Source organism: Anaeroglomus insulsum (assembly GCF_050689095.1).
Taxonomy (GTDB): Bacteria; Planctomycetota; Phycisphaerae; order Sedimentisphaerales; family Anaerohalosphaeraceae; genus Anaeroglomus; species Anaeroglomus insulsum.
Map to the genome: position 1 here is coordinate 65,950 of NZ_JBOGCL010000006.1, position 25,157 is coordinate 91,106.

The window sequence follows — 25,157 nt, forward strand, 5'->3', positions numbered from 1 at the left end:
GCATCAACGATTAACGACCTGCATTCAGGAGGCGGTTTATGATCTGGAATGAAAAAATAGAAACGATGCCGCTGGCGGATTTGAAGAATCTTCAGTCGGAGCGGCTGGTCAAGCTGGTCAACTATGTGTATCAGCGATGCCCGGTGTACAAACAGAAGTTCGACCAGATTGGTGTCGGCCCCGGCGATATCAAATCCATCGACGATATCGTCAAGCTGCCGTTTACAACCAAGATGGATATGCGGGATTATTACCCGTTCGGCCTGTTTTCAGTACCGCGGACCGACCTGGTGGAAATCCATGTCTCCAGCGGCACCACCGGCAATCCCACCCTGGTCGGCTATACCCGCGAGGATATCAAGCTGTGGTCAGAGGTGATGGCCCGTGCGTTCTGCTGTGCGGGTGCGGTGCCGGAAGACACCATTCAGATTGCCTATGGCTATGGGCTGTTCACCGGCGGCCTTGGTGCCCACTATGGGGCGATGGAAATGGGAATGACCATCATCCCGACCTCGTCCGGACAGACCAAGCGCCAGCTCAAGATCATGCAGGATTTCAAGCCGCGCATCCTGGCTTGTACCCCCAGCTATTGCCTGTATATGGCTGAAGATGCCCGTGAGATGGGTATCGATCCGCGACAGGCAAGCTGGAAGATTGGCGTCTTTGGGGCCGAGCCCTGGAGCGAATCCATGCGAAGCGAAATCGAACAGACCTGGAATATGCTGGCAACCGATATCTATGGTCTGTCGGAAATCATCGGCCCGGGGGTCTCGCAGGAATGTCATTACAAGGCCGGCCTGCATTTATTCTCTGATGTGTTTTATCCGGAAATCATTGACCCCGAAACCGGCAAGCCCGTACCCGAAGGGCATGATGGCGAGCTGGTGATTACCACGCTGACCAAGCAGGGGATTCCTCTGATTCGTTACCGGACCCGGGATATTGTCAGCATAACCCACCAGCCGTGCAAATGCGGCCGAACCAGCCCCCGCACCAGCAAGATTAAAGGCCGTACGGATGATATGATTGTGGTTCGCGGCATCAATGTCTTCCCCTCGCAGATTGAACATGTGCTGCTGGGGATCGAAGGCACGCATCCGCATTATCAATTGGTCATCGACCGTCAGGCTCATCGGCTCGATGAGGTTGAAATTATGGTGGAAGTGGATGAAAAACTGTTCAGCGATGAAATCAAAAAGATGCACGCGCTGGAACAGAAGATTAAAAAAGAAATCGAGGCCGTGCTGTCAATCGGGGTTACCGTCAAGCTGGTTGAGCCCAAAACCATCGCCCGCAGTGAAGGCAAAGCCAAACGGGTGATTGATAAACGTACCCTGTAAAAAATGATAAAACCACAGATTACACAGATTTCACAGATAGATAAACGAGATGAATTAGCCTACGCTATTATTGGTGCGGCCATGGAAGTTCACCGAGAGTTGGGTCCTGGTTTTTTGGAAGCGGTCTATCAGGAAGCCTTGCAGATGGAGTTTGGTCAGCGTGATATACCGTTTCTTGCTCAGCCCCAGGTGAGGTTATATTACAAGCAGCAGCCGCTTGAGAAGTATTATAAGCCGGATTTTATCTGTTTTGATTCTTATGTTGTTGAAATCAAGGCGGAATCCGGCCTGACGAAAGTCGATGAGGCTCAGATTATTAATGTGTTAAAAGCGGCAAGGATGAAGGTTGGATTGCTGGTTAATTTTGGCCAGCCTTCCCTGAAATTTCAGCGATTTATTTATGGTTAACAGGGTATAATTATTTTATATAATTTGTGAAATCTGTGTAATCTGTGGTTCCAAAAGACGAAAGGAACGGAGTATGAAACTGACGCAAATATCAGTATTCCTCGAAAATCGCAAGGGCCGGCTGTATGAAATCTGCTCCAGGCTGGGGCAAAGCGGGATTAATATCCGGGCACTGACGATTGCCGAGACCGAAACCTTCGGCGTGCTGCGGCTGATTGTCGATAAGCCCGATGCGGCGGTCAAGATGTTTCAGCAAAATAACATCACGGCCAATCGTACCGATGTGGTGGGGGTGGAAGTCCCGGATAAGCCCGGCGGGCTGGCCGATGTGCTGAAAGTGCTGACCGACGCTGACGTCAATGTGGAATATATGTACGGATTTATGGAAAAATTCAGCGACAAGGCCCTGATGGTGTTTCGTTTTGACGATCCCGAAAAGGCCGCAGCGGTTTTGGCTTCTGCCGGAGTTAATGTGGTCACCCGCAAAGAGATTCAAGGTCTGTAAAGGCATCCAATATCACAGCAGGACCGCAGTTGTTCAGTGTGGCTGTGAGAAGCTTTTTTTGTAAGGCAAGGATTATGGAATTTCCGTTTTGGTCCAAAGACATCGAAACCATGGACCGTTCGCAGTTGGAGCAGTTACAGCTCCAGCGGCTGCGGGACATCGTGGGCTATGCCCTCAAAACCCCCTTTTATCAAAAACGTCTGGCCAAGGCCTGGCTCCACAGTCCCGACGACATCAAGACGCTGGCGGATTTGCGCAAGATTCCCTTCACGGACAAAGACGATCTTCGCCAGAGTTATCCCAAGGGCCTGCTGGCTGTCGATATGGAGCAGGTTGTCCGAGTCCATTCCTCCAGCGGCACCACCGGTGTGCCGACAGTGATTTATTATACCCGCGACGACTTAAATCGATGGACCGACCTGCTGGCCCGCGGTATTGTTGCCAGCGGTGCCACCTCCAGAGACATCTTTCAGAATATGATGAGCTACGGCCTGTTTACCGGCGGGCTGGGGCTGCATTATGGTGCCGAACGGGTCGGCATGACCGTCATCCCCGTCGGCGGCGGCAACACCCAGCGGCAGCTTCAGATTATGAAGGATTTCGGAACCACTGCTCTGCATATCACCCCCAGCTATCTGCTGCATATTCATCAGCGGCTGACTGAATTTGGCATCAAGCGTTCCGAGCTGGCGCTGCGCAGGGCGTATATGGGGGCCGAACCGCATTCGGAGACCACCCGCCAGAAACTGCAGGACCTCTACCAGATCGACATCTTTAATTGTTACGGCCTCAGCGAAATGAATGGTCCCGGCGTGGCCTTTGAATGCTGCTGCAAAAGCGATCCTCATGTCTGGGAAGACAGCTATATCGTGGAAATCATCAACCCTGCCACCGGCGAACCGCTGCCGGACGGCGAGCTGGGCGAGGTGGTATTTACCAACCTGATTCGCCATGCCCTGCCGCTGATGCGCTATCGGACCCGCGACCTGGCCTATATTCATGCCGAGCCCTGCCCCTGTGGTCGGACCCACCGGCGTCTGTCCCGCATTCAGGGTCGTACCGACGATATGATGATTATCAACGGCGTCAATGTCTTCCCTTCGCAGATCGAAGAAGTCCTGATGAGCATCCCCGAAGTCGGCAATAATTATATGATTTATCTTTCAACGCACGAAGGGCTGGACCGGCTGACGGTCAAGGTGGAACTGTACCAGAAGCTATTCACCGGCGACCTGTCGCAGATCGATTTGCTCAAGAGTAAAATCAAGGATCGACTCCGTGCTTCGATTACGATTAATGCCCATATTGAACTGCACGAACCCGGTTCGCTGCCCGCCTTTGAAGGCAAGGCCAAACGCGTTGTGGATGAGCGAATCAGGTTGTAATGTCGAGTGTCCGACGTGGACCATTCTATTCAAATTGGAGCGAAACGATGGCAAAGCAACTAACCATATTTCTCGAAAACCGGCCCGGACGCGTCAAATCCATTTGCGATGTCCTTCAGCAGGCCGGCCTGAACATCTGGGCCTTTACCATTCAGGATCGCGGCGAATTCGGCTTAGTCAAGCTGATTGTCGATAAGCCTTCCCAGGCCCAGCTGGTTCTGGCCGAACGCGGTTTTGCCTGTGCCCTCAAGGATGTCCTGGCGGTAACCGCTCCGGACCAGCCCGGCAATCTGAATAAACTTGGCTCTGCCCTGCTGCAAAAAAATGTCAATATCAAAGATGCCTACGGCTTTGTCTCACCCAGCGACAAGCAGGGCATCTGTTTTCTTGAGGTCCAGAACAACGACGGCGTGGATATTGCGGCGTTGCTGACCGAGCAGGGTTTCCGCCTGATGAGTGACGAAGAATTGTATGAACTATCATAAGTAACGGAAACACAATGGATATCTTACCAGCAATTGATTTACGCGGCGGCAAATGTGTTCGGCTGATCCAGGGCCAGTACGATCGCCAGATTACTTATAAAGACGACCCCGTTGCCCAGGCGATGGAGTTCTATCAGGCCGGCGCCCGCTGGCTGCATCTGGTGGATCTCGACGGGGCCAAAGACGGCTACCCGGTGAATGCCGAGGTGGTCGGACGTGTGGTCAAAGAAACCCCGCTGCAGGTGGAACTCGGCGGCGGCATCCGCGACCAGCAGACCATCGAACAGATGCTGCATCTGGGACTTAAGCGGGTGATTCTCGGGACCAAGGCGGTCGAAGAATTCGACTGGTTCAGCGAAATGGCCAAACGGTTCCCCGGCAAGCTGGTTTTGGGTCTGGATGCCCGCGGTTCCAAGCTTGCCAAACACGGCTGGCTTCAGGCCGGCGGCGAAGACCTCATCGATTTTGCCAGACAGACTGCGGAACTTCCGATTGCCGCTATTATTTATACCGATATCAGCAAAGACGGCATGCTGTCCGGCCCGAATCTGGAGCGGACAGGTCAGCTTATCCGGGCCGTTTCCGTGCCGGTGATTGCCTCCGGGGGTGTAACCACCATTGAAGATGTGAAAAATGTAAAATCCATCGGGGCCGCCGGTGCTATTATTGGCCGGTCGCTCTACGAAGGCTCAATCGATCTTAAAGCAGCACTTGCGGCGGCTGCGGCAAGTTAATTATGGATAGAGTCCGGAATAGGTGATCAACGGAAAGGCAAGTCATGTATCAATCGATGAAAACGCACTTGAGTGAAATACTGGACCAGATTCGCCGTGACGGCTTGTACAAAACCGAGCGGATTATTGTCAGTCCGCAACGGAACCGCATTACCGTCCTGCCGGACCGGCCGGTACTGAATTTCTGCGCCAACAATTATCTGGGCCTGTCCGACCATCCGGAGATTATCAAAGCCGCCGCCGACAGTTTTGACAAATGGGGCTTTGGGCTTTCCTCGGTGCGGTTTATCTGCGGTACCCAGCAGATTCACAAAAATCTCGAGGCTAAAGTATCCCAATTTCTGGGTACCGAAGACACAATTCTGTACAGCTCCTGTTTTGATGCCAATGGCGGCGTCTTTGAAACGCTGCTCGGCCCCGAAGATGCCATCATCAGCGATGAGCTTAATCACGCCAGCATCATCGATGGCATCCGCCTGTGCAAGGCTCAGCGGTATCGCTACAAAAACAGCGATATGGCCGACCTCCAGGCCAAACTCAAAGAAGCGTCCAATGCCCGCCTGCGTCTGATTGTTACCGATGGTGTCTTTTCCATGGATGGGTATGTGGCCCGTCTGGATGAAATCTGCGACTTGGCCGACAAGTACGATGCGGCAGTGATGATTGACGATTGCCACGCCACCGGCGTGATCGGCAAAACCGGCCGAGGCACACCCGAATATCGCGGTGTCATGGGGCGGGTGGATATCATCACCGGCACCTTCGGCAAGGCCCTCGGCGGAGCCAGCGGCGGATTCGTCTCGGCACGCAAAGAGATCGTTGACCTGCTCCGTCAGCGCAGCCGTCCGTATCTGTTTTCCAACTCACTGGCACCGGCGATTGTATGTGCCTCACTGCGGGCACTGGAATTGCTGACCGAATCCACGGTGCTGCTGGACCGCCTGCATGAAAATACGGCCTACTTCCGCCAGCGAATTCAGAAAACAGGCCTCAAGGTCCTGCCCGGGGACCATCCCATCACGCCGATTATGCTGGGTGATGCGGTTCTGGCTCAGAAGATGGCCGCCCGGCTGCTTGAAGAAGGGATTTACGTGATTGGCTTTTTCTTCCCGGTGGTCCCCAGGGGACAGGCCCGTATCCGCACCCAGATATCCGCTGCTCATACCAAAGAAGACCTGGATTTTGCCATTGAAAAATTCCAGCAGGTCGGCAAAGAACTGAACCTCTGCTGATTTTTAGGGGACTTTCAGGGGCGTGGTGTCGGCCCGCATGTTCTGGTAGGCGATAGAGTATGTCTGCCGAAATTCAGGTTTGACAAAAGCTCTCTGGGGCGGGACAATAGTACCTGTCTGGTTAAACCTAATGGAATGGGAGACGGCCTATGCGAATCGTACATCTGGCACCGGGGGCGGGAGGCGGTTTCTATTGCGAAAATTGCGTTCGCGATGCAATGATGTTGCGTCAATTGTGCCGGCTGGGGCATGATGCCATCGCCTTGCCGATGTATTTACCTGCTGGTCCCGAGCAGCAGGATATTCCGAAGGGGCCGTTGTTTTTCGGGGGCATCAATGTCTATCTCCAGCAGAAGCTGGGCTTGTTCCGACACACACCGCGCTGGCTGGATGCCCTGTTGGACTCACCGCGGCTGTTATCCCGCGCCGCCCGGCAGGCGGGTGTGTCCAATGTCAGGCAATTGGGGGAAACCACCATTTCGATGCTTCAGGGGCAGGATGGCAAACAGGTCAAGGAGCTCAACCGCCTGATTGAGTGGCTGCTATTGCCGGAAAACCGGCCGGATGTGGTGGTCTTGTCCAATGCCCTGCTGATGGGAGTGGCCGGACCGATTCGACAAACGCTGGGTTGTGCGGTGGTTAGCCTCTTGCAGGATGAAGATGGGTTTATCGAGGGGTTGGGCCAGCCATGGTCCCAGCAGGTTTGGGATCGGATGCGCCAGTGTGCAGCGGACGTGGATTTATTTGTCGCGGTCAGTCGGTATTATCTGGAACGGATGGCCGAAAAACTGGCTCTGCCGACAGGGCGGATTCAGGTTATTTATCCAGGGTTGGCAATATCGGATTACCCCGCGGGCCCCAAAAATAACGATATCCTGACGCTCGGTTATTTGGCGCGTCTTTGTCCGGATAACGGGTTTGATATGCTGGTCGATGCGGTCATCGGGCTGGCAGCTGAGCCGGGATTGCCCCCTGTGCGGCTGGTAGCCAGCGGCGGACAGACCGCAGCCGACACAGTGTATATTGATTCGGTCAAAAAAAAGATTCAGGCCGCAGGGTTGCACAAACGCGTGGCGTTTCGGGAGGATTTTAGTTTTGACAGCCGCAAGGCTTTTTTCCAAACGATAGATTTAATGTGTGTGCCGTTTCGCAAGCCCGCAGCCTACGGATTATGCGTCTTGGAATCCATGGCCAGCGGTGTGGGCTTTATCGCACCGGCAGCGGGCGTATTTCCGGAGTATGCCGACTGCAGCGGGGCGGGAATTCTGGTTGAACCCAATTCGTGTACGCATCTGATGGCGGCTCTGCGGGGCCTTGTCTGCAATCCTGCCAAAATTCGCGAGATGGGCGAAAAAGGCCGTCAGGCGGCTTTGCGGCATTTCGATATCACATTGAATTCCAGGCAGTACCTCAAGCTGCTGGAAGGAGTTGTCCGAACATGAGTGATTTGCTGTTACAGATTAAAGGACTTCAAAAGAAGTATTCCGAGGCCGCCGGCCAAACCGAGGTACTCAAAGGCATCGATCTGGATGTTCCGCGGGGTCAGTCGGTGGCGATTGTCGGCCCGTCCGGCTGTGGCAAGAGCACGCTGCTCAACATTCTGGGGCTCTTGGACAAGCCGACGGCAGGGACAGTATCGCTGGAGGGACAGGATTGTGCAGGCCTCAGCGAAACCGCAGCCGCCAAAGTCCGCAACCTGCGGATTGGATTTGTCTTCCAGATGCATCATCTGCTGCCGCAATGCACCGTCCTTGAAAACGTACTGATTCCCACGCTGGCGGGCAATACCAAATCGCCCCAAAAGGAAACACTCTACTATGCGGCGGAATTGCTGGATCGGGTTGGTCTGACGGGGCGGATGAATTATCTGCCCGGCCAGCTTAGTGCCGGCCAGCGTCAGCGCGCGGCCCTGGTGCGGGCACTGATCAACAAGCCCGCTCTGCTGCTGGCGGATGAGCCGACAGGGGCACTGGATCATGCTGCCGCCGAACAGATCGCCAGACTGATGGTGGAGTTGAATCAGCAGGAAAAGCTGACGCTGATTGTGGTGACCCATTCCATGAATCTGGCCAGCAGGATGGATCGTCGCTATGAACTGGTCGACGGCCTGCTCAAGACATTATGACCATAACGATTCCGGCCCGACAGAAATCACGGGCCGAATCGATTGAGGTGATTAGGATGAAGAAGATTCAACTGGCACGACGGGGATTTCGATTTTACTGGAAGTCGCATGTGGCGGCGGGACTGGCGATTCTGGTGGCTGCCGCGGTATGGACAGGGGCCATGTCGGTCGGCGATTCGATCAGGGCCAGTCTTTGGCGGCAGGCAAAGTGGCGACTGGGCAAGACCCGACTGGCCGTGGCCCATTCGGGTTTGTTTCGGGCGGACCTGGCCGGAGACCTGTCCGCCGGTTTGCGAATAGCTGTTGCACCGGTGCTGCTTGCTCAGGGGTTTGCGGATTCTCCCGAGGGGGCAATGCGCGTCGGGGATGTTCAGGTGCTGGGTGTGGATGAGCGGTTCTGGAGTCTGGGACCTGCACAGAGAATCGATCCGCTCCAAGGGCTGGACTCACGGGTGGCCATCAGTGAACCGCTGGCCCGGCGGCTGAATCTTTCTGTGGGGCAGGATATTCTGGTCCGGCTCAGGACTCCCGGCGGCATGCCCGTCGAGGCGGTCCTGGCACCCGAACAGCAGCGGCTGACGGCCTTTCGCTGGACGGTGGGCGGGATTGTCGACGGCGATGCCTTTGGCCGGTTCGATTTATACTCCCGGCCCGACGGCGGAATGAATATTTTTGTGCCGCTGGCTCGGCTGCATTCCCTCCTGCATCCGGAGACTTCGACCGTACAGGCCAATCTCCTGCTGATGGATGCTGCGATCCCAAGCGTGACGGTGCTGCAGAGCATCAAATCCCTGTGGCAGTTGTCTGATGCCGGGCTGGAATTGCGGGAGCCGAATGGTTTGGTCGGGTTCGAGCTGCGAAGCAAGGGGGTCTTCTTCGCGGATTCCATCGCACAATCGATTGCCCGACAAATTCCGGCCCATCAGCAGGTGCTGACCTACTTTGTCAACGAACTGCGGTCCGGCGATAATGCCGTTCCCTATTCCTTTGTCGGGGCAATCGAAGACCGTGCCGATACGGGTTTATTTTCAAGTCTGGCCGCCGATGAAATGATCATCAATGAAAATCTCGCCGACGATCTGGGTGTGTCCGAAGGCGGCAAAATTGAAATCCGATACTTTGTCCCTTCCCAGGGCAAAAATCTCTCTGAACAAAGCGCCCTCTTTACTGTCAAGGCGGTTGTACCGATGATGGGTACGGGGGCGGATCCCTCGCTGATGCCGTCATTCGAGGCGCTGGCTGATGCGGAAAGCTGCCGGGACTGGAAGCCGGGCATTCCGATTGATTTTGGTCGGATTCGCCCCCAGGACGAGCAGTACTGGCAGCAATACAAAGGTGCCCCCAAGGCATTTATTGCCATGAAGACGGCCCTGCAGCTCTGGTCAAGCCGGTTTGGGACTATTACGGCCATGCGGTTTCCAGCCGCAGGCAATGATTCCCAAACCCTCGCCAAACGGATTTTGTCGGCGGTGGAGCCTTTGGATGCCGGCTTTGCGATTCTGGATACGGGGTCTGCCAGGACCGCTGCCGCCGGAACAACGGATTTCAGCGGACTGGTAACCGGATTGTGCTTCTTTTTGATTATCGCGGCCTTGATTCTGGCAGGGCTGGTTTATGCCTTTGCACTCCAGCGGCGACGGTCTCAGCTTGGCATTTTGTCGGCAGCCGGGTGGACTCAGGGCCAACTGGTTACGGTCTTTATTCTGGAACACAGCCTGGTTGTCGTGCCTGCGGTCTTGCTGGGCATTCCGGCGGGCATGATGTTTACCCAATTCATTCTGATGGGGCTCAACAGCATCTGGGCGTCGGCTGCAGGCGGGTTGCAGATTGTCTTTTCGGTCCGTTATCAGACGCTGCTGCTGACGGGGGGGTGCTCCATCGTGCTGGCATTGTGTATTTTCAGCTGGAAGCTGCGAGGCCTGCTGCGTCGTCCTGTGGTGGAGCTTTTGAATGACAGCCAGACGACGATCCTGTCTTTGGGCAGTATCCGGCGACTGCAGATCGCAGCGATTGGACTGATGCTCGTTGCAGGGGGGCTGGCCTGGTATGGTACCCGAACCTCCAGTCAGCAGGCGGCGATGATGTTTTTTACTGCCGGAGCCTGTCTGCTGGCGGCTCTGGCAATCCTGTTGTATTGGCGTCTGTCTTGGGTTGCGCGGAGTGCACACAATCCGGCTCTGTCCGTACTGCGGCTGGCCGTCAATAACGCCTCGCGCCGCAAAGGCCGCAGCCTGGCTGTGGTGACAGCGCTGGCAATGGGTGTTTTTGTCGTGGTGTCAGTGGGCGGATTTCAAAAGACCGCCATCGAGGATCCGACTCGCAGGGACAGCGGCTCCGGCGGCTTTACACTCTGGGCAAAAAGCAGTATTCCCATCGGCAAACGGCCCAATGCGGTTACCCTGCACGAGGAAGCCATGCCGTCGGTTCCTGCTCAGGCGATTCAGATTGTGTCTTTGCGTCAATATGCCCAGGGCCAGGCCAGCTGTTTGAACCTGGCCCGCACTCAGCAGCCTATGATCTGGGGCATCATCCCCGAACAACTGGCCGGGCGATTTCATTTCAAGTCCGTGGAAGGCTCTCCTGCCGGAGGCAATCCATTTGACCTGCTCAATCAAAACCTCGGACCGGATGTCGTGCCGGCCATCGGTGACTATGCAACGGTCTATTGGAGCCTCCACAAGCGTCTGGGGGATCAGGTGGATTATCTGGATCAGGACGGCCGGCTGTTTCATCTGCATATCGTCGGGCTGCTGGACAACTCCGCTCTGCAGGGCGGATTGCTGATCAGCGAAAAACAATTTCTCAGACGATTCCGCTCACAGGCCGGATGGAATGTCTTCCTGGTCGAAACACCCCTGGAGCACATCGAAACCGTTGCACAGGGCCTGACGCGGGCGTATGAATCCTATGGGCTGGAGGTGATTCCAACCGCCCAGCGGCTGGCCATGTTTTATGAAGTGGAGAATACCTACATCGCTATTTTTATGGCCCTGGGTTCTCTGGGCCTGCTGCTGGGCAGCGTGGGACTGGGGCTGGTTGTCCTGCTCAATGTGCTGGATCGGGCCGGTGAACTGGCCATGATGCGGGCGATGGGATTTGAAAAGGTCCGGATTATGCGGATAATCCTGATGGAACATGCCGGACTTCTGGCGGCGGGATTAGTGTGCGGGGTGATGTGTGCCCTGGTGGCTGCCGGGCCGCAGTTGTCGCAGGCCGGAAAATTCCCCTGGCCCATACTGGCCGGGCTGGTTGCGGCGATGGCAGTCAGCGGGCTCCTCTGGGTATTCTGTGCTGTCAAAGCTGCCCTGCGAGGTGAACTGCTCGAACCGCTGCGCAAAGAATAGCCCGCATCATTTTCCGCGTAGGGTGGATTAGATCCACGCGGTTTCTAATGAATGCGTATGGACCCGTTGGAGGTGTGCAGCCGGCAGGTGCCTTGTCCATCGCCGATGGTGCCCCGGATGGATGTCTTGGATAATTCCCCCTGCACGGTAATCGGTCGGTCGGAAATCACTTTGCCATTGCTGGTGGAAGCATCGATTTTCGCCGAGAAATTCTCCCCCGGCGTCAGGGTAATTGAACCGTTGCTGGTTTCCAGGTCGATGGTGCCTGCGGCGGCGGCCTTGTCAAAGGTAACCTCAATATTGCCGTTGCTGCTGCGAGCATGGATATCGTTTTGTGTATTCACACAGCGTACATTGCCATTGCTGGTCTGGGCATTGACCGGCCCGGCGGTATCGATCAGGGTAACATTACCATTACTGGTGCCCAAATCAATCTTCTGACTGACCTGGCTGACCTGAATATTGCCGTTGCTGGTTTTCAGGTTCAGCTTGTTCTGGCCGGGCATCGTGATGTCCAGGCTGACCGAGATATACTTGGCCAGCTCAGAATCCGGCTTTTTAATATCAACGTTCATCCCCATATCCGACAGCACAAGCACAATCTGGGTGCCGTCGGCCAGCGACTGGGCCTCCTTCTGTGTCTTGGCACGGGCGGTAATATGGGCGGTAACGGTGCAGGTCGTGGTATCCTGTCCTTGAACCGAGATATTGCCGTTATTGGTCTGGGCATCCAGCAGCAGCCCCGTACCCATCTCACGCGACACCGTCACGGTGTTTTCAGCCTTGAAGGGCAGATCATCACAGGAATTACAAATTACGATGCAACCGCTTGCCAATAATAGACTTGCAATGATTCCAAACACGCCTGTCCTGTTCATCTCATTATCCTTTATATGATGTGTTATTTAATCAATAGACGGTTGTAAATGTGCTTTTTTCCAAAAATGACCAAACTCATCGTAATTTTATAATACCAGAGATTGTCTGTCAAAAGATAAGGCAAAAACCCAAGCCCGAAAAAGTGCAAAACATTCCTTCCTAAATTCAGTATAGATAGGCAATCGTTGCCCACAAAAGGAGGGTTGCTGTTTGTGCTGCAAACGGGTATGATATGGCCAGACGAACGGATACGATATATCGTAAATGGATAAACAGCGGATTCTTATGCAGCAGCCTTGGATGAGATGGACATTGCCGTGCCTGCTGGCAGCAGCGGGGACGGCTCTATTTTCAGTCTGGATATATCGTTACGTGACGTTTACTGTGCCCTTGCGTCTGGCCGGGGCGGATCATCGTCCGTCAGCCTCCGCCGCATCCGTCGGCGGGCCGGAGAACGGAACCCTTGAAACCTTTGACGGCAAGCCCTCCGAAATCGCTGAATCCTGGCCTTTTTTCCGTGGCCCCAATTATGATGGTATTTATACTGGTAAAACATCTGTTATATCCCAATTTCCCCCTGCTGGACCAGCAAAACGATGGCAGCTCCAGCTTGGCGAAGGCTATGCCGGCGCCGCCGTTGCCAATGGCCGGGTCTATGTGATTGATTATGATATGAAAAAACAGGCTGATGCGATTCGTTGCTTTGGCCTTGATGATGGCAAAGAAATCTGGCGTTATTCCTACCCGATTAAAATTAAACGCAATCACGGCATGAGCCGTACCGTCCCGGCGGTGGCGGAAGGTGTTGTGGTAACGATGGGTCCGAAATGCCATGTCACGTGTCTGAAAGCAGATACAGGCGAATACCTGTGGTCGATGGACCTGGTCCGGGACTACGACACCAAAGAACCGCTGTGGTATGCGGGGCAATGCCCACGTATCGATAATGGCCGGGTCATTATTGCCCCCGGCGGCAAGGCTTTGATGGTTGCAGTTGAGGCGTTGACCGGAAAGGTGATTTGGCAGACCGACAATCCCGACAAATGGCAGATGACGCATTCGTCGATCCTGAGTACCGAGTTTGCCGGCAAAAAGATGTATGTCTATTGTGCCAGCGGTGGAGTGGTTGGAATCGATCAGGAAACCGGCAAAGTCTTGTGGAAAACCGACCAATGGAAGATGACCACCAATGTACCCACGCCGGTGGATGTGGGAGATGGCAAACTATTTTTCTCTGCCGGATACAATAAAGGCAGCATGATGCTCCAGTTAGAACAAGAGGGTGAAACTATTGTTCCAAAAGTGCTTTTTACGCACAAGGCCAGTGTCTTTGGCGCCGACCAGCAGACACCAATTTATTATAAAGGATACATCTACGGCGTCCGCCCCGATAAGCAGTTGGTCTGTATGGACCCGGACGGAAAAATCATCTGGACCAGCGGTTCGGCGAACAAATATGGACTTGGTCCATACATTATTGCAGACGAAAAGATCGTGATTCTGGATGATGACGGCCTTTTATCAATCATTGAAGCCCGCTCTGATAGGTTTAGTCTTCTGACCCAGGCGAAAGTGCTGGAAGGGCACGAATGCTGGGGACCGATGGCCTTGGTTCAGGGCAGGCTGATCGTCCGCGACCTGACGACGATGGTCTGTGTGGATATTGCTGCGCCATAAGTACTTTGATATAAACGACTAATATTGTTTGTACACAAAGGATTGATTTGGGAGATAGAACGTGGCCTGTAAAACAGGAAAAAGTAACGCCGGCCTTGTGGCAGGCATTGTCATTGGTGTCGCCATCATTCTGAGTATCGTGTCTGTGGTCAGTTATGACACTACTGGCGAAAGAGGCAGCGGACTGTCTCCAGAATATAGGTATGATATCTCCGAATATGCAAAAATTCCGTCTGAATTGGTTATTTACCAACAGGTTGGCAATCCAATCCCCACCGGCCTGAAGGCCTCACGGTCCATTGCATACCAGGATGGCATTTATGTCGCAGGTGATATGAGGGTTGTAAAAATAGACGGTTCAGGAAAAATAGAAAAAGAAATGATCCTGGAGTCTGCTCCGACCAGCCTTGCTGTTGATGAAGAAGGGGTCGTAATTGTCGGGTCCCAGGATACCATTACCATTTTTGACAGCACGGGAACCAAACGAACCCAATTTGTCGTCCCGCAAAAGAATGCTATCCTGAGTTCTATTGTCCTGAATGAAGGGCTGCTTTTGTGTGCCGATGCTGTCAATGGCTTGATTTATCGTTACGATTTCCAGGGTGGGCTCGTCAATATCATCGGCGAAAAAGACCCGCAAAAAGAAGACCATAAGGGGTTTGTAATTCCCAGCCCGTATTTTGATATTGCGATGGCCTCCGATGGCCTGCTGCGGGTGGTGGACCCCGGCCGGCATGAAATTGTCGCTTTTACGCTGGATGGTCATCGGGAATGGGCCTGGGGCAAGGCCTCCCCGAAGGTGGATGGTTTCAGCGGCTGCTGCAACCCGGTCAATATGGCTATTTTACCCGACGGATCGTTTGTGACGGCTGAAAAAGGCCTGGTGCGGGTCAAGGTCTATGATGCCCAGGGACAGTTTGCGGGTGTGGTGGCCGGACCTGACCAGCTTGAATGGCAAGGGCCGCTGAAGGTCTGCGATACGCCCGAGCAGTGCCAGAGCAGAGGTTTTGATGTGGCTGTCGATGAGACCGGCCGGATTTATGTTTTGGATACGGTGAAAAATGTCGTTCGCATATTTCAAAAAAAACAATAGCACAACGGTTCCCAGTCGTCGGCAGTGGATTCGTTCCGCCCTGCGATGGGCTACTGTAGGCGTGCTGGCCGCGGCAACCGGCTGGCTGGGGCGACGCAACGGAATTGACCTGAATCGTCAGACTTGTGCAGACCCCCAAGGTCGGGTTGGCTGTCGCGGATGCGGTCTGGTGAAACAATGCGGCCATCCTAAGGCCCTGTCCTTTAAACAGCAGATAGGAAGATCATTATGACCCAGCCTGACAAACCAGTCAATCGACGTGATTTCCTGCGGGATGGCCTGTGGGGGGCGTGTTTTGCCGGGCTTGCCGGGACGGGGGCGGTACTGGCCTCCAAAAGCGGCCGGCAGCACTATGTCTGGCAGATCGACCCGGCCAAGTGCACCGCCTGCGGCAACTGTGCGACGTTCTGCGTCCTGCAGGAGTCGGCAGTCAAGTGTGTTCATGCTTACCAGATGTGCGGGTATTGTGATTTGTGCACGGGCTACTATCGCCCGGAACCATCGGCGCTGGATACGGCCGCTGAAAATCAGCTCTGCCCGCGTGGAGCCATCATCCGGACGTATGTGGAAGATCCATATTTTCAATACACCATTGACGAATCGCTGTGCAACGGCTGCGGCAAGTGTGTGGAAGGCTGCGGTGCCTTCGGCAATGGTTCGCTGTTTTTGCAGGTGCGTCACGATCGCTGCGTCAATTGCAACGAGTGTGCCATCGCGGCGGCCTGTCCTCCGCAAGCGTTCCGACGTGTACCCGCCGATAAGCCTTATCTGCTGAAAGGTCAATGATGAAACGGTACATCGGATGGATTGGTTTGATGCTATTGCTGTCGATGCCAGCGTGGGGCGTGCAGCGGTTCCCGCCGCCGCAGTTTGACTCGGATTATCAGATTCCACAGATGACCACTCCGCTGCCGCATCCGCCGATGCGGGATGTGGTGGGCGTCGTGGTACTCGTGGCAGCCCTCGGTCTGGCTTCCTGGCTGACGCTGAAAAAACGCAGCCGCAAATGGATTGTCGGCCTGATGCTGTTTTCATTGTTGTTTTTTGGTTTTTTCCGCAAAGGGTGTGTCTGTTCGGTGGGTTCCATCGGCAATATCGCCCTGGCCGCGTTTGACTCTGAATACGCTTTGCCGGTGGCGGTGCTGGTGTTCTTTCTGGCGCCGCTGGTCTTTACCTTGTTTTTCGGGCGGGGATTTTGTGCGGCGGTCTGTCCGCTGGGAGCGATGCAGGATCTCGTTCTGATTCACCCGCTGCGTGTTCCCGAACCGCTGGAAGCGGCATTGCGGCTGCTGGCGTATGTGTATCTGGCTTTTGCAGTATTGTTCGCGGCCACCGGCAGCTTTTTTCTGATCTGCCGATATGATCCATTCGTGACGTTCTTTCGCTTGAACGGCAATTGGAACCAGTGGGTGCTGGGCATCAGCTTTCTGCTGATATCGCTGTTTGTCGGCAGACCCTATTGCCGGTTTCTGTGTCCTTACGGTGTGATTCTGCGGCAACTGAGCCGGATTTCCCGATGGCGTGTCAAGATTACGCCGGACGAATGCATTCAATGTCGCCTGTGCGAACAGGCCTGTCCCTTTGGTGCGGTAGTCAAGCCCGCCAAACCGCTGTCGCCGGCCGAAACCGCCCGCAGCAAACGCACGATTGTATTTCTGATTGTGCTGCTGCCGGTCCTGGCGGCGTTGGGCGGCTGGATTGGCTCAGCGATACATCCCCTGCTGGCTGACGCCCACCCGACGGTGCGGCTGGCCAACCGTATCGATGCGGAAATGGCAGGTCTGGTTAAAGGACATACTGATGCCAGCGAGGCCTTCCGAGCCAGCGGGCAGGATATTCAATTACTGCGGCTGGAGGCGGGATCCATTCGCCATCGGTTTTGGGTCGGAGGGGTCCTGGCTGGTATCGTGCTGGGCCTGCTTGCCGGCGGCAAGCTGATTGCCTCGACGGTCCCGGTCGTACGGAAAGAATACGAGGCTCATCGAGCAGGCTGCTTAGCCTGCGGCCGCTGTTTTGCCTATTGCCCGGTGGAACAAAAGCGAAAAATTGATCAACCCATTCCCGGGGCGAAATGACTATGGATTACCTTGATAATACCCAGATAAAGATGCGGCCGCTGTATCAGGGGCTGATGGGCTGTTCGGTGGTTGCGACCGTGCTGGGGGTGGTTGCCGCAGTGCTGCTGGCTGTGGCGGGCTATCAGATTCGAGTGACGGACCCGGCCCAGGCCGCGCTGCTGCAAACGTACAAAGAACAACTGCAGACCAAGCCGTCCGATCAGGTGCTGGCCGAGAAGATTCGTGACCTGGACGCTCGTGTCCGCCGCAATGAGTTGCGCCGTCAGCAGTTCATCCATACCGGGACCATTTATTTTGCCGGCAGCATTGTCATCGCGGCGGTCTGCTTTATTGCAGCCCGTTCGATGCTCAAGCCCGCTCCGGTTGTGCCGACAGCCGACATCTGCCCCGGTGAACAGATTCAGCGGGCGCGGCAGACGCGACTGGCGGTTACGGTAACACTTGCACTGCTGGGGGCGCTGGGCTTGTATGCGGCTCTTATGGCCCGGCCAAAACAGGCTGAATCTCAATCCCTCGTCACGCAGCAGGCTGCCGCGGCCATGGATTGGGCCCAAGCCGTGGCTGATCAGTGGCCGTCCTTCCGCGGGCCGTGGGGTGATGGTGTCTGCCGGATGCCGGACATTCCGGAGGCATGGAACGAAGAACAAAACCAGGCGATTGTCTGGAAATCCGAAGTCTCGCTGCCGGGTTTCAGTTCGCCGATTGTCTGGGATGACCGGGTTTATCTGACTGGCGCTACCGAAACCGAACAGAAAGTATTCTGTTTTGATGCCAACGACGGCAAGCTGCTGTGGGCCGGCCGGGTTCAGCCGGACGGTACCGCTGGACGTGAGGCTCCGCACATCATGGAAGATACCGGGTTTGCCGCCAATACACCTGTGACCAACGGCAATTATGTCTGTGCCATTTTTGCCACCGGCGATATCGGCTGTTTTGACCGGGATGGCAAGGTCCAATGGCAGAAGGCCCTGGGTATTCCTGAAAGTGCCTATGGCTATGCGACCTCGCTGGCGGTGTTTGAAGATAAAGTCATTGTACAGTTTGACCAAGGCAGCGAGGAAGGACTCAGCGAAATTCTGGCGTTTCATATTGCCGATGGCACCCTTCTGTGGCGTACCAAACGCCCAACGCCGAATACCTGGACCTCGCCGACAATCGTCAAGACGGATAAAGGTTATCAGATTCTGACCAGCGGCTCGCCGTGGGTGATAGGCTATGACCCGGCAACCGGACAGGAATTGTGGAAGGCCTCATGCTTGGGCAGCGACATTGCCCCGACCCAGATTCTGGCCGCCGGGCTGGTGGTGGCCCTTCAGCCCTATGACAAGCTCTATGCCTTTCGTCTGGATAACGCCGGCGGCGATGTGACCGAATCCGCTAAGGCCTGGGAAAGCCCGGGGGATATGCCTGATATTGCCAGCCCGGTGAGTAACGGCGAACTGGTCTGGACCCTGACGGTTTCGGGCGGGTTGAGTTGTTTTGATCTGGCCGACGGCAAGGAGGTCTATACGCAATCGCTGGATCTGGAATGCCATGCCTCCCCGACGCTGGTCGGTGACAAGCTTTATATTCTGGGTCGGGACGGCCAGATGATTATCGCCCAGGCCGGGCGGACGTATGAGGAACTGAGCCGCAGTGCCATCCATGAAGCCTGTTACGCCTCGCCGGCCTTTGCCCCGGGACGGATGTTTCTGCGTTCAACACAAAGCCTCTATTGCATCGGGAAGGTGGAGTAGTGCCGCAATGCGACTTACAACCGATTGAGGCGATTCTGGCCCGCACGGGCACCGGCCAGGAAAAGACGCTGGCCATCCTGCAGGCGATTCAGCAGCAGTACGGCTATCTGCCGACCGAGGCGATTGAGGAGGTCTGTCGCCGAACGGGAATTCGTCATGCCGATATCTGGGGTGTGGCGACTTTTTATGACCAATTCCGCCTGACTCCGGCGGGCAAGCATACCATTCGGGTCTGTGTTGGCACCGCATGCCATGTCAAGGGGGCCGAGCGGGTCTATGAAGCCTTCCGACGGCAGTTAAAAATTGACCCGGATAAAGATACCGACAGCGATTTTCTGTTCACTGTCGAAAAGATTGCCTGTCTGGGCTGCTGTACGCTGGCGCCGGTGGTGCAGGTGGATCATAAAGTCTATGGTCCGGTACGCCCTGAGGCCGTGCATGAGATTCTCGAAGCTACCCTGCGTGAAGGCGATGCTGAATCATCCCCGTCGGGTAACGGTCAGAGCAAGACGGTGACAGAGGCTCCCGTGGAATTGCGGATTGGTGTCGGCTCCTGCTGTGTGGCCGGCGGCAGTATGGATGTCCGCAGGGAGCTGGATCAGACCGTCGCAAAGATGGGCTTGTCCGACAGCGTGGTCATTAAGCCTGTCGGCTGTGTGGGTATGTGTCATCAGACCCCGCTGGTGGAAATTGTGGATCCTGCATCCCCCCAAACCAGCGGCGCTATTTTATATACCAAGGTCTCGGCTGCCGAAGCCAGACAGATTGTCAAGCGGCATTTCAAGCCCCAGGGATTATGGCGTCGCTTGCGACTGGCCGCGGAAGACGCCCTTGATGGATTGCTGGAAAGTGAATCCAAACCGCTGGTTCAGCGTGCTGTGCGGGATGGGGAAATCTGCACGTTCCTCGGCGGCCAGCAGCGTATCGCCACTGAATTTTGTGGACGGCTTAATCCGCTGGATATAGATGAGTACCTGCGTCATCAGGGCTGGCAGGGCTGGCAGCGTGCCAGTCAGATGTCTGCCGATGCGATAATCGAGCGGGTTATCGAGTCCGGCCTGCGTGGTCGCGGCGGGGGCGGATTCCCGACGGGCCGCAAATGGCAGCTTACCCAGCAGGCTTGCGGTGACCCCAAATATATCGTTTGCAACGGTGATGAAGGCGATCCCGGTGCGTTCATGGATCGGATGATTCTGGAAAGCTATCCCTACCGTGTGCTGGAAGGGATGGCCATTGCCGCGCGGGCCATCGGTGCTAAAGAAGGCGTGCTGTATATACGAGCCGAGTATCCGCTGGCTGTCCAGCGAATTCGAGCCGCGATTGACATCTGTTATCAGCGCGGGCTGCTGGGGGACTTGAAGCTGTCGATTATGGAAGGGGCCGGGGCGTTTGTCTGCGGCGAGGAAACGGCATTGCTGGCTTCGATTGAAGGCAAACGCGGAATGCCCTCTCTGCGTCCGCCATACCCGGCCGAACAAGGTCTGTGGGACAAGCCCACGCTGATTAATAATGTCGAAACCTACGCCGCGATACCGTGGATATTGCGCAGCGAACCGGGAGCCTATTCGGCCATAGGCACCGCCAGCAGCAAGGGCACCAAGGTCTTTGCATTGACCGGCAAGGTCAACCGCGGCGGGCTGATCGAAGTGCCGATGGGGATGACCATTCGTCATATTGTCGAGCAAATCGGCGGAGGGATTGCCGGCGGAGCAAAATTCAAGGCCGTCCAGATCGGCGGGCCGTCGGGGGGGTGTGTGCCTGCGTCGCTGGCCGATACGCCGATTGATTATGAATCTCTGTTGTCCGTGGGGGCCATGATGGGGTCTGGCGGTATGGTTGTGCTGGATGAAACCGACTGCATGGTCGATATCGCCCGCTATTTTCTGGAATTCACCCAGGCCCAATCCTGCGGCAAATGCACCTATTGCCGCGTCGGGACCAAGCGGATGCTGGAGATGCTGACGGATTTGTGCGAGGGCAAGCCGTGTGATCTGGATGCACTGGAAAACCTGGCCAGGCAAATCAAGGCCGGCAGTCTGTGCGGACTGGGCAAAACCGCGCCCAACCCGGTCTTATCGACGCTGCATTATTTCCGCGAGGAATACGAAGCTCATAAGCACGGCCGCTGTCCGGCGGGCAAGTGCAAGGGGCTGATTCGTTATGTAATTAATGATCACTGTATTGGCTGTACGCTCTGTGCCCAGCGGTGTCCGGTCGGGGCGATTACACCCGAGCCGTACCGCAAGCATCGCATTGAGCACGAAAAATGTGTGCGATGCGGGACCTGCAAGGCGGTCTGTCCGGCCAAGGCTGTGGATGTGGAGTCGTAGGCAATGACCCATCATGATCATCTCATTCAATTGACCATTGACGGCCATCATGTCCAAGTGGAACGGGGGACAACAGTGCTGCAGGCGGCGGCCAAGCTGGGTATTGCAATTCCCACAATGTGCTTCAAGCCCGGCTGTACGCCATCGACAAGCTGCATGGTCTGTGTCGTGGCGATGGAGCGGTCGGGGGCACTGATTCCCTCGTGCGGGGCGATGGCTCAGGAAGGGATGCGGATTCGCACCGATACGCCGCAGGTTCTGGCGGCCCGCCAGTCGGCGATAGCGCTGCTGCTCAGCGAACACGCCGGCGATTGTATGGGCCCTTGTCAGCGGGGGTGTCCTGCTGAAATGGATATCCCGCAGATGCTGCGGCAGATAGCCTCTAGCCAACTCGACCGGGCGATCGCGACTATTAAGGCCGATATTGCCCTGCCCGCGATTCTGGGCCGAATTTGCCCGGCTCCTTGCGAAAAGGTGTGCCGCAGGGCCGGACATGATGCAGCGGTATCAATTTGTTTATTAAAACGATTTGTCGCTGATTGGGATTTGGCTGCGGCTAAACCCTATCAGCCGCAGTGCAAACCCTTAACCGGTAACAAGGTGGCTATTGTCGGTGCCGGACCGTGTGGACTGGCTGCGGCGTATTATCTGGCTGTTGCAGGCATCGCATCAGTCGTTTTCGATCAGCATCCCCAGCCTGGCGGGATGTTGAGGACAATCGATAAAGCGGTCTTGCCGCCGGAGGTACTCAAGGCGGAAATCGATAATCTGCTGTCGCTGCCGGGGATTGAATTTCGCGGCAACGTGGAGATTGGCCGGACGCTTTCTTTCCAGCAGCTTGCTTCAGAATTCGATGCGGTATTTGTGGCCGTGGGCAAAGCCGATTCGACTGCTTTGGGGCTTGATGCGACGGACAAGGGAATCAAGGTGGATGCCAGGACTTATCGGATGGGTCAGACGACTATTTTTGCCGGCGGTGAGGCCATTGGCCGCAGACGCCTGGCCGTTCGAGCGGTTGCCGACGGCAAAGAAGCAGCGATATCGATTGTGCAGTTATTGTCCGGCAAAGAGGTTACAGGCGTTCAAGAACGGTTCAACAGCCGTCTGGGGCAGCTTGCCGAAGGCGAGATGCAGCAGTATCTTGCAACGGCCGAAACAGGTCCGCGTCGTACCGCGACAGCCGGCGATGGACTGTCCCCCGACGATGCCGTGATGGAATCGAAACGATGCCTGGGGTGCGACTGCCTGAAGAAGGATGCCTGTGTTCTTCGCGACCTTGCTGAAAAATACCAGGTTCGCCAGCAGACTTACAAAGGTCATCGCAAGCCCTTTACGCGGCAGACGACGCCGTATGGCCTTGTGTTTGAGCAGGGCAAATGCATCTTGTGTGGCCTGTGCGTCCAGACCGCCCGTCAATACGCGGACCAGAAAGGGCTTGCATTTGCCGGACGGGGTTTTGAGACCGAAATCGCCGTTCCGCTGCATGGGTTGCTGACGGAGAGCCTGTCCCAGGCCTGTGCTGAAGCATGCGTCAAAATCTGCCCGACGGGAGCGCTGTCCCGGTTGCCCCGCTGACAGCACAACATGGATTCACCCGCAGACTCAACAATGAGCCCGCAAAAGGAACAGCTATGAAATTAGTCTTGATGGTTTTTGCAGGGATGTTGTCAAGTGTAATTCCGGCTATGGCTGCCGCTGGGGATATTCTTATTGCCGATTTCGAAGGAGATACCTATGGCGACTGGCAAATCACCGGTCAGGCCTTCGGTCCCGGCCCGGCCCGCGGAACCCTGCCCAATCAGATGCAGGTTGCCGGTTTTAAAGGCAAGGGGCTGGTCAATTCCTTCTATCGGGGCGATGATTCCACCGGTACGTTGACCTCGCCGGCCTTCAAAATCGAACGCCATTTTATCAATTTCCTCATCGGCGGCGGTGGTCACCCCGGCCAGACCTGTATGAATCTTGTGGCTGACGGTAAAATCGTTCGCACCGCAACCGGTCCCAACATCACCCCCGGCGGCTCGGAACAGCTCGACTGGCAGTCCTGGGATGTCAGTGAACTGGCCGGCCAGACCGTTCAAATTCAGATTATCGACCTGCACACCGGCGGATGGGGCCATATCAATGTGGATCACATCGTCCAGAGCAATACCTGCCATCAGGTCATCGCCAATAAAGAACGCACCTTCAGTCTGCAGAAAAAATATCTGAATTTCCCCGTCAAGACCGGCGCCGCAAACCGCCTTGTTCGTCTGTTTATCGATCAGCAGTGCGTTCGGGAATTCCAGATTGAAATCGCCCCCGAAGACCCGGATTTCTGGGTCTTTCTGGATGTCAGCGAATTTGCGGGCAAACAGGGGACTCTTCAAATTGACCGCTATGACTGTGCCTGGAAGACTGGCTTTGACGCCGTCACCCACGCCGACACCTTCCCCGGCCAGGACACCCTCTACCGCGAAGCCCTGCGCCCGCAGTTTCACTTCTCCAGCCGGCGCGGATGGCTCAACGATACGAATGGTATGGTGTATTACCAAGGCCGGTATCACCTGTTCTATCAGCACAATCCCTATGGCTGGAACTGGGGCAATATGACCTGGGGGCACGCTGTCAGTACCGATATGGTGCACTGGCAGGAATGGCCGGATGCCCTGCATCCTGATGTGATGGGGACTATATATTCTGGTTCGGCGGTCGTGGATCAGAACAACACTGCCGGCCTGCAGACCGGCAGCGAAAAGACCCTCGTGGCATTTTACACCTCCGCCGGCGGCAATAACCCGTTATCACAGGGAAAGCCTTTTACTCAATCGATGGCATACAGCAATGACGGCGGCAAGACCTGGACTAAATACGTTCAGAATCCTGTTATCGACAAGATTCGCGACGGCAGCCGTGACCCGAGGGTCTTCTGGCATGAACCAACAGGCAAATGGGTCATGATTCTCTGGATCGATGGCTCGACGCTGTCGATTTTTAATTCCTCCGACCTGAAAACATGGCACAAACAAAGTGATGTGGAGGGGTTCTTTGAATGTCCGGAGCTGTTTGAATTGCCGGTGGATGGCGACCGGGCAAACAGCAAGTGGGTTGTCTATGGTGCCAGCGGTGATTATAAAATCGGCCGCTTCGATGGAACACAGTTTGTTCCCGATACCGGCTTGCTCAAATTTGAATACGGCAATTGCTTTTATGCCTCCCAGACATTTAACGATATGCCGCCCGGGGATGGTCGCCGCGTCCAGATGGGCTGGGCCCGAATCAATATGCCCGATATGCCCTTCAATCAGATGATCCTGTTCCCGGTCACGCTGACCCTGCGGACGACCCCTGACGGCATCCGGATGTTCACTGAACCCATTCGTGAAATCCAAAACCTTCATCAGCAGCATTGGCAAAAAGAAAACCTTACCGTCAAACCCGGCGACAATCCGCTGGCCGACATCAAAGGCGAATTGTTCCATATCATCGCTGAATTCAAGCCCCAGGATGCCCAGTCCTGCTCGCTGGTCATTCGCGATACCCCCATTGTCTATAACGCCGCAAAGCAGCAGTTGACCTGCCTGGATAAATCCGCGCCGCTGGCACCTGTTGACGGCAAAATCCGCCTTGAAGTACTGGTTGACCGCATGAGCATTGAAATCTTCGCCAACAACGGCCGTATCTATATGCCCCTTGGCGTCAATTTGACTCGCTGTTCTGATTCGCTGCAATTCCGTGCTGACCAGAGCGACATTCTGGTTGAAAGACTGGATGTGTATCCGCTAAAATCCATCTGGCCGTAAACTCCCCGGGGCGCAAATTCGTGC

General features: G+C 55.6%; 20 protein-coding genes. 19 read left to right on the forward strand and 1 reads right to left on the reverse strand.

Going from position 1 to position 25,157, the window contains the following annotated elements; translation table 11 throughout:
• The first annotated feature begins 38 nt into the window (after positions 1 to 38).
• The 10 genes from ACQ9LF_RS07060 (at position 39) to ACQ9LF_RS07105 (ending at position 11,558) form a co-directional block, all read left to right on the forward strand.
• On the forward strand, positions 39 to 1,340 hold the full coding sequence (locus ACQ9LF_RS07060) for a phenylacetate--CoA ligase family protein (protein WP_462488679.1): 1,302 nt from the start codon (positions 39 to 41) through the stop codon (positions 1,338 to 1,340).
• A gap of 3 nt (positions 1,341 to 1,343) precedes the next feature.
• Positions 1,344 to 1,748: a GxxExxY protein gene (locus tag ACQ9LF_RS07065; RefSeq protein ID WP_462488680.1), complete on the forward strand. Its 405-nt coding sequence runs from the start codon at positions 1,344 to 1,346 to the stop codon at positions 1,746 to 1,748.
• Between the two features lie 73 nt (positions 1,749 to 1,821).
• On the forward strand, positions 1,822 to 2,253 hold the full coding sequence (locus ACQ9LF_RS07070) for an ACT domain-containing protein (RefSeq protein WP_462488681.1): 432 nt from the start codon (positions 1,822 to 1,824) through the stop codon (positions 2,251 to 2,253).
• A gap of 74 nt (positions 2,254 to 2,327) precedes the next feature.
• Positions 2,328 to 3,638, forward strand: a complete 1,311-nt coding sequence (locus ACQ9LF_RS07075) for a phenylacetate--CoA ligase family protein (protein ID WP_462488682.1) — start codon at positions 2,328 to 2,330, stop codon at positions 3,636 to 3,638.
• A gap of 47 nt (positions 3,639 to 3,685) precedes the next feature.
• Positions 3,686 to 4,123 (forward strand): hypothetical protein, encoded by a 438-nt coding sequence (locus ACQ9LF_RS07080; protein ID WP_462488683.1) that lies wholly within the window; start codon positions 3,686 to 3,688, stop codon positions 4,121 to 4,123.
• Positions 4,124 to 4,137: 14 nt separating this feature from the next.
• Positions 4,138 to 4,857, forward strand: coding sequence for a 1-(5-phosphoribosyl)-5-[(5-phosphoribosylamino)methylideneamino]imidazole-4-carboxamide isomerase (gene hisA / locus ACQ9LF_RS07085; RefSeq protein WP_462488684.1), 720 nt, complete (start codon positions 4,138 to 4,140; stop codon positions 4,855 to 4,857).
• Positions 4,858 to 4,901: 44 nt separating this feature from the next.
• Positions 4,902 to 6,089 (forward strand): glycine C-acetyltransferase, encoded by a 1,188-nt coding sequence (gene kbl / locus ACQ9LF_RS07090; protein ID WP_462488685.1) that lies wholly within the window; start codon positions 4,902 to 4,904, stop codon positions 6,087 to 6,089.
• Between the two features lie 149 nt (positions 6,090 to 6,238).
• On the forward strand, positions 6,239 to 7,531 hold the full coding sequence (locus ACQ9LF_RS07095) for a glycosyltransferase family 4 protein (protein WP_462488686.1): 1,293 nt from the start codon (positions 6,239 to 6,241) through the stop codon (positions 7,529 to 7,531).
• Positions 7,528 to 8,214 (forward strand): ABC transporter ATP-binding protein, encoded by a 687-nt coding sequence (locus ACQ9LF_RS07100; protein WP_462488687.1) that lies wholly within the window; start codon positions 7,528 to 7,530, stop codon positions 8,212 to 8,214. Before ACQ9LF_RS07095 ends, ACQ9LF_RS07100 begins: the two co-directional genes overlap by 4 nt.
• Complete coding sequence (locus tag ACQ9LF_RS07105; protein ID WP_462488688.1) at positions 8,211 to 11,558, forward strand: FtsX-like permease family protein; 3,348 nt, start codon at positions 8,211 to 8,213, stop codon at positions 11,556 to 11,558. Before ACQ9LF_RS07100 ends, ACQ9LF_RS07105 begins: the two co-directional genes overlap by 4 nt.
• A 44-nt stretch (positions 11,559 to 11,602) precedes the next feature.
• On the opposite strand, the gene ACQ9LF_RS07110 is transcribed toward ACQ9LF_RS07105, so the two are convergent.
• Entirely contained in the window at positions 11,603 to 12,436 is an 834-nt protein-coding gene (locus ACQ9LF_RS07110; protein WP_462488689.1) for a DUF4097 family beta strand repeat-containing protein, read from the reverse strand.
• Positions 12,437 to 12,737: 301 nt separating this feature from the next.
• Between ACQ9LF_RS07110 and ACQ9LF_RS07115 the strand changes: the two genes are divergently transcribed.
• From ACQ9LF_RS07115 to ACQ9LF_RS07155, 9 genes are all read left to right on the forward strand, one after another.
• The gene (locus ACQ9LF_RS07115) at positions 12,738 to 14,114 is read left to right on the forward strand and encodes a PQQ-binding-like beta-propeller repeat protein (RefSeq protein ID WP_462488690.1); all 1,377 of its coding nucleotides are present in this window, start codon (positions 12,738 to 12,740) and stop codon (positions 14,112 to 14,114) included.
• A 61-nt stretch (positions 14,115 to 14,175) separates the two neighbouring features.
• Positions 14,176 to 15,207, forward strand: a complete 1,032-nt coding sequence (locus ACQ9LF_RS07120; RefSeq protein ID WP_462488691.1) for an NHL repeat-containing protein — start codon at positions 14,176 to 14,178, stop codon at positions 15,205 to 15,207.
• On the forward strand, positions 15,176 to 15,439 hold the full coding sequence (locus ACQ9LF_RS07125) for a hypothetical protein (protein WP_462488692.1): 264 nt from the start codon (positions 15,176 to 15,178) through the stop codon (positions 15,437 to 15,439). The genes ACQ9LF_RS07120 and ACQ9LF_RS07125 overlap by 32 nt, the downstream gene beginning before the upstream one ends.
• Positions 15,436 to 15,993 carry a 4Fe-4S dicluster domain-containing protein gene (locus ACQ9LF_RS07130; RefSeq protein WP_462488693.1) on the forward strand — a complete coding sequence of 186 codons (558 nt, stop codon included), beginning with the start codon at positions 15,436 to 15,438 and terminating at the stop codon, positions 15,991 to 15,993. The genes ACQ9LF_RS07125 and ACQ9LF_RS07130 overlap by 4 nt, the downstream gene beginning before the upstream one ends.
• Entirely contained in the window at positions 15,990 to 17,282 is a 1,293-nt protein-coding gene (locus ACQ9LF_RS07135; protein WP_462488694.1) for a 4Fe-4S binding protein, read from the forward strand. Before ACQ9LF_RS07130 ends, ACQ9LF_RS07135 begins: the two co-directional genes overlap by 4 nt.
• 2 nt (positions 17,283 to 17,284) lie before the next feature.
• On the forward strand, positions 17,285 to 19,021 hold the full coding sequence (locus ACQ9LF_RS07140) for an outer membrane protein assembly factor BamB family protein (RefSeq protein ID WP_462488695.1): 1,737 nt from the start codon (positions 17,285 to 17,287) through the stop codon (positions 19,019 to 19,021).
• Positions 19,021 to 21,351 (forward strand): NAD(P)H-dependent oxidoreductase subunit E, encoded by a 2,331-nt coding sequence (locus ACQ9LF_RS07145; RefSeq protein WP_462488696.1) that lies wholly within the window; start codon positions 19,021 to 19,023, stop codon positions 21,349 to 21,351. The genes ACQ9LF_RS07140 and ACQ9LF_RS07145 overlap by 1 nt, the downstream gene beginning before the upstream one ends.
• A gap of 3 nt (positions 21,352 to 21,354) precedes the next feature.
• A complete protein-coding gene (locus ACQ9LF_RS07150; RefSeq protein ID WP_462488697.1) occupies positions 21,355 to 22,926 on the forward strand; it encodes a 2Fe-2S iron-sulfur cluster-binding protein in 1,572 nt (523 codons plus the stop codon).
• 56 nt (positions 22,927 to 22,982) lie between these two features.
• Positions 22,983 to 25,133 (forward strand): glycoside hydrolase family 32 protein, encoded by a 2,151-nt coding sequence (locus tag ACQ9LF_RS07155; RefSeq protein WP_462488698.1) that lies wholly within the window; start codon positions 22,983 to 22,985, stop codon positions 25,131 to 25,133.
• Positions 25,134 to 25,157 lie beyond the last annotated feature (24 nt).